Raw genomic sequence first — 3,547 nt, 5'->3', positions numbered from 1 at the left:
AAAAGCCAGACTTCTTCTCTTCAGACTCATCCTCCTCAGAAACTTCCTCTTCTTCGAAAGCCTCATCTTCCACAGGAGACTCTTCATCTTCACTAGCTTCCTCAGTTTCATCTTCCTCAGACTTGTCATCAGAACGGAACCTTGACAAAAAGCCAGACTTCTTCTCTTTAGACTCATCCTCCTCAGAAACTTCATCTTCTTCGAAAGCTTCATCTTCTACAGGAGCTTCTTCAGAGGTATCTTCAACAAGCAGGTTTGATTCGTCAACTTCCTCTTCTTCCTTTTTATTTTTGCGTCCGAATGAAAAAAATGAGAATCTGGTACCTTTTTCTTCATGAAGGTTGTCTTCAGCTTCTGCTTCTTCAATGAGCTCTTCTTCCAATTTTTCACTGGTACGTGAAAACTTCTTTTTTAATGATTCAAACAAAATTAACCCAACCTTTTAGTTTAGTTAAAAATTTAATTATTTATATTTTTATTTTTCATAGTATTTAAAAAGAAAGTAGAAAAATGACCAAACAGGCCAAAGATTAATGAAAATAAGTCAAAAGAAAATAATGTGATATATCATTCCATACACTGCAATGATTTGCATTTTGGAATATAATTAAAAAATAGAAAAAAAGAAAAAATTGTAAAAGTATTTATCTCATTTGGGTCATGTTGCCTTGAGCTGCAGCGGCAATCTGATTAGCCTGAGCTTCAAGACTTCCGACAATGTCTGTGCATTGCTGCAGGTTAGCCAGCATTTTATCAAGGCTGTCTTTTAGCTCATCTTTTTGGCCTGTGAGAATTTCACGGGCGCCTTCTGCATCTTTTTTAACGGCAAGACCAGATCCGATACTTACAATAATTTCGTCAGTACTTTTAAGTTCTCCTTTAATGAAAGAACCTGCACCAACAGGTACAAAAGCCTCAACAGATTCTTTGCCTTCAATATCTTCCAAAGTATTGAACAATGCATCGATTTCAGCCATGGAAGCCTGAATCATTTCAATCTGCTGCTGAATCAATTCGGCCTGCTGTCTGTATGCATTGATTTCATTAAGAAGACTGTTTAATCTTTGCTGATCTTCCATATTAACACCAACAAATCTATAAAATCTCTTTTACGATTGGGTCAAGAACATCTTCAGGAGCAATTTCCTCGATGGATTCGATTGAAATTTGATTCCTGTTAATACCGTGTTTGCTTCCGAAACGTTCAAAGATTTTCTCTTCGATGTCAGCTTCGCAAGTAGCTTTGTATTCTTTAGTAAATTTATGATATTCATCGCCCATTACAAAAGTACCTTTAACTCTGTAAATTTTTGTTATCATATAAATCCCTCATGATATATTAATTAAAAGTTATCATCCAAAAAGCCTAACGCTTCTTCAACTCTAGCCATTTCAGGACCAGTACTACCTTTAGCTACGATTGCACCATGTGAATTTGCAATGGAGCAAGCTCCAACCAAAGGAATACCTCTGCCGACAGTACCAATATCTCCTTCAACACCAAATACTTTACGAGCTAAGTTAATTTCTGAGGAAGTTGCATTCTTGGTTATTAGAAAACCGTTGTTTGTAACCTTAATCATTGAACCGATAATGTCGCTTCCGCTGATGGAACGTGATTCCACAACATCGACATCAAGGGTCTGTGAAATAATGTTGCATGCATCTTCTGACAAGAACGGGCTGACAATGGCACCATTATCGTTTGCGGCCACAATGTTTCCAACAGCTGTGAACTGTGAAGGGATTGTGGCGACTTTCAAGCCCAGCTCTTCAAACTGCTTAACTTCTCTATCTAATACATGTGGGGAAACAACGATACCGTTTGAATTGGCTACAGCTAAAGATCCTATAAGATTACTGCCGGAAATTGAAGATTTGACAACGTCGACCTCTAAGGTTTCCTTAATAATTTCTGCCTTTTCATCCAAAAGATTATAAGGAACAATAGCTATGTCATCAGTTGCAAGGATAAATACCCCTATATTCGGATTTCCTACAATATCAACTCTTTTCAACATATTGTTACCTCACATTGATCAAATATATGGCGAAGGTACTATAGCCTATTCTGCTAAAGTAGCTTTTACAACACCATCATCATCTTTAACTGCTTTTACAGTAATTTTAGAAGGTATTTTTTGAATACCTCTTTCCCAAATAGCATGATTGATAGATTCATCAATTTTTACTTCTTCAGCTTTCATGTGTTTGGTTAAGAAGTTTTTTACTTCTCTGATAGCTCTAGGAGCTCTGATAGTCCTTTTAACGTTTTTTACATTTCTAAGTGGAATTGTGTAAACTCTTTCCATAATAACCCCTCTTATAATTTAAGACTGTTTCTTCTCCAATGTCTAGGTTTTGGTCTGTATCTAAGTTTACGGTTAGTTTTAGCATAAGCCCAGATTGGAATTCTCCTGTTTTGTTTGTTTGCTTTTGCCATTCTTAATTTTTTAGCTAACGGTTTATTTCTACTCATTTTCTCACCTGTAATAATAATTATTTTTTATATCCAATAACGCGAGTTTGATAATGTTCAGGGAATATGTCCAGTGAATTTCCTCCCCTCTCGTCAATCATTGTCCTGATTTCAACCTCGTAATCCGAACTGTTGTCCTTGTTTGACTTTTCGTGTGAAATCTCAAACAGGTTGGATGTTATCAGCTTCACGGACTTGTGGCCGAAACTGTCCAGATTGATGTATTGAACGTTTTTCCTGTCCTCAAGACTTCTTATCTGATTGACAGTCAGTTTCGGGGTTCTGTCATCACGTCTTGTCCCGTCTGCAATAATATCGTATTTTTCTGCGACGTGTTCGACAACGCTTTCGTGAATGAACTTTATTCCGTCATTGGGAAATCCGTCATTCATTATCATGTCACAGGTTTTCTCCAGAATCCCAACGTCCATCTCAAGGACATTGTGGTTAAAACCCAAAGCCGCCGCCGATTTTCTAGCCGGAATGTATGAATCGTAAACGCCGAAGTTGGCAGTGCACAGTTCAACGTCAAGGCCCATCCTCTCAAGCATCACCGCCATGAAAGATGAATCCTTTCCTCCACTATAAAGTACAGCCGCTTTCATCGATATTATTTCCTTGTAATTTTGATTTCTCTTTTCTGACCAGCAATTTGCCTTAAGAGAACCTTAAGCTGGTCGTCAGTGACCTTTCCTCTTAAGCTTCCTGCCTGAGCGGACTGAATCAGTTGGATTTCAATCTGTTCGACAAGTTCAGGCTTGGTGAGCTTGAGGTTTCCTAATCTAGTACGAGCTTCAGGGGTCAGAATCTGACCTAAAATCTGTTTTTTCTGAGCTTCGAATTGCTGTCTTTGAGCCTCCTGCTGCTGTGCCTGAATTGCAGCCTGTTGCTGCTGGTTCTGCATTGCAGCCTGTTGGGCCTGAAGTTCAGCCATTCTCCTTTGACGAATTTCATCTAACTCGCTCATATCAAACTCTCCGAAATATAATTAGTATTTTTCAAGTTCAGGAATGTCTTTAATGATTTCAGCAGAAATTTTATCTAAGAATGATCTTCCTGCTGGGGAAA

At 38.1% G+C, this 3,547-nt stretch carries 7 protein-coding genes and 2 pseudogenes; all 9 read right to left on the bottom strand.

Translation table 11 applies throughout. The annotated features are described in order from the left end of the window. Positions 1 to 427: pseudogene (locus Q0W26_RS11810) on the bottom strand (signal recognition particle-docking protein FtsY); the annotation flags it as partial. 217 nt (positions 428 to 644) lie between these two features. Beyond that, positions 645 to 1,079 carry a prefoldin subunit alpha gene (gene pfdA, locus Q0W26_RS11805; protein ID WP_298525694.1) on the bottom strand — a complete coding sequence of 145 codons (435 nt, stop codon included), beginning with the start codon at positions 1,077 to 1,079 and terminating at the stop codon, positions 645 to 647. 16 nt (positions 1,080 to 1,095) lie between these two features. Further along, positions 1,096 to 1,320: a 50S ribosomal protein L18Ae gene (rpl18a, locus tag Q0W26_RS11800; RefSeq protein WP_298525691.1), complete on the bottom strand. Its 225-nt coding sequence runs from the start codon at positions 1,318 to 1,320 to the stop codon at positions 1,096 to 1,098. A 23-nt stretch (positions 1,321 to 1,343) separates the two neighbouring features. Continuing rightward, entirely contained in the window at positions 1,344 to 2,021 is a 678-nt protein-coding gene (locus Q0W26_RS11795; protein ID WP_298525688.1) for a translation initiation factor IF-6, read from the bottom strand. 45 nt (positions 2,022 to 2,066) lie between these two features. Then, complete coding sequence (locus Q0W26_RS11790) at positions 2,067 to 2,312, bottom strand: 50S ribosomal protein L31e (RefSeq protein WP_296881772.1); 246 nt, start codon at positions 2,310 to 2,312, stop codon at positions 2,067 to 2,069. An 11-nt stretch (positions 2,313 to 2,323) separates the two neighbouring features. Next, positions 2,324 to 2,479 carry a 50S ribosomal protein L39e gene (locus Q0W26_RS11785; protein WP_004032463.1) on the bottom strand — a complete coding sequence of 52 codons (156 nt, stop codon included), beginning with the start codon at positions 2,477 to 2,479 and terminating at the stop codon, positions 2,324 to 2,326. 20 nt (positions 2,480 to 2,499) lie between these two features. Beyond that, a complete protein-coding gene (locus tag Q0W26_RS11780) occupies positions 2,500 to 3,084 on the bottom strand; it encodes a hypothetical protein (RefSeq protein WP_298525686.1) in 585 nt (194 codons plus the stop codon). A 5-nt stretch (positions 3,085 to 3,089) separates the two neighbouring features. After that, positions 3,090 to 3,446, bottom strand: coding sequence for a DNA-binding protein (locus Q0W26_RS11775; RefSeq protein WP_298525684.1), 357 nt, complete (start codon positions 3,444 to 3,446; stop codon positions 3,090 to 3,092). A gap of 21 nt (positions 3,447 to 3,467) precedes the next feature. Beyond that, positions 3,468 to 3,547, bottom strand: a pseudogene (locus Q0W26_RS11770) (30S ribosomal protein S19e); the annotation flags it as partial.

The organism is uncultured Methanobrevibacter sp., assembly GCF_947169325.1.
GTDB lineage: Archaea > Methanobacteriota > Methanobacteria > Methanobacteriales > Methanobacteriaceae > Methanocatella.
This window is presented reverse-complemented; position numbering and strand designations above follow the sequence as displayed.

Coding starts and splice junctions, on each gene's coding strand:
- pfdA (WP_298525694.1), bottom strand. CDS start 1,079: ATGGAAGATCAGCAAAGATTAAACAGTCTTCTTAATGAAATCAATGCA.
- rpl18a (WP_298525691.1), bottom strand. CDS start 1,320: ATGATAACAAAAATTTACAGAGTTAAAGGTACTTTTGTAATGGGCGAT.
- Q0W26_RS11795 (WP_298525688.1), bottom strand. CDS start 2,021: ATGTTGAAAAGAGTTGATATTGTAGGAAATCCGAATATAGGGGTATTT.
- Q0W26_RS11790 (WP_296881772.1), bottom strand. CDS start 2,312: ATGGAAAGAGTTTACACAATTCCACTTAGAAATGTAAAAAACGTTAAA.
- Q0W26_RS11785 (WP_004032463.1), bottom strand. CDS start 2,479: ATGAGTAGAAATAAACCGTTAGCTAAAAAATTAAGAATGGCAAAAGCA.
- Q0W26_RS11780 (WP_298525686.1), bottom strand. CDS start 3,084: ATGAAAGCGGCTGTACTTTATAGTGGAGGAAAGGATTCATCTTTCATG.
- Q0W26_RS11775 (WP_298525684.1), bottom strand. CDS start 3,446: ATGAGCGAGTTAGATGAAATTCGTCAAAGGAGAATGGCTGAACTTCAG.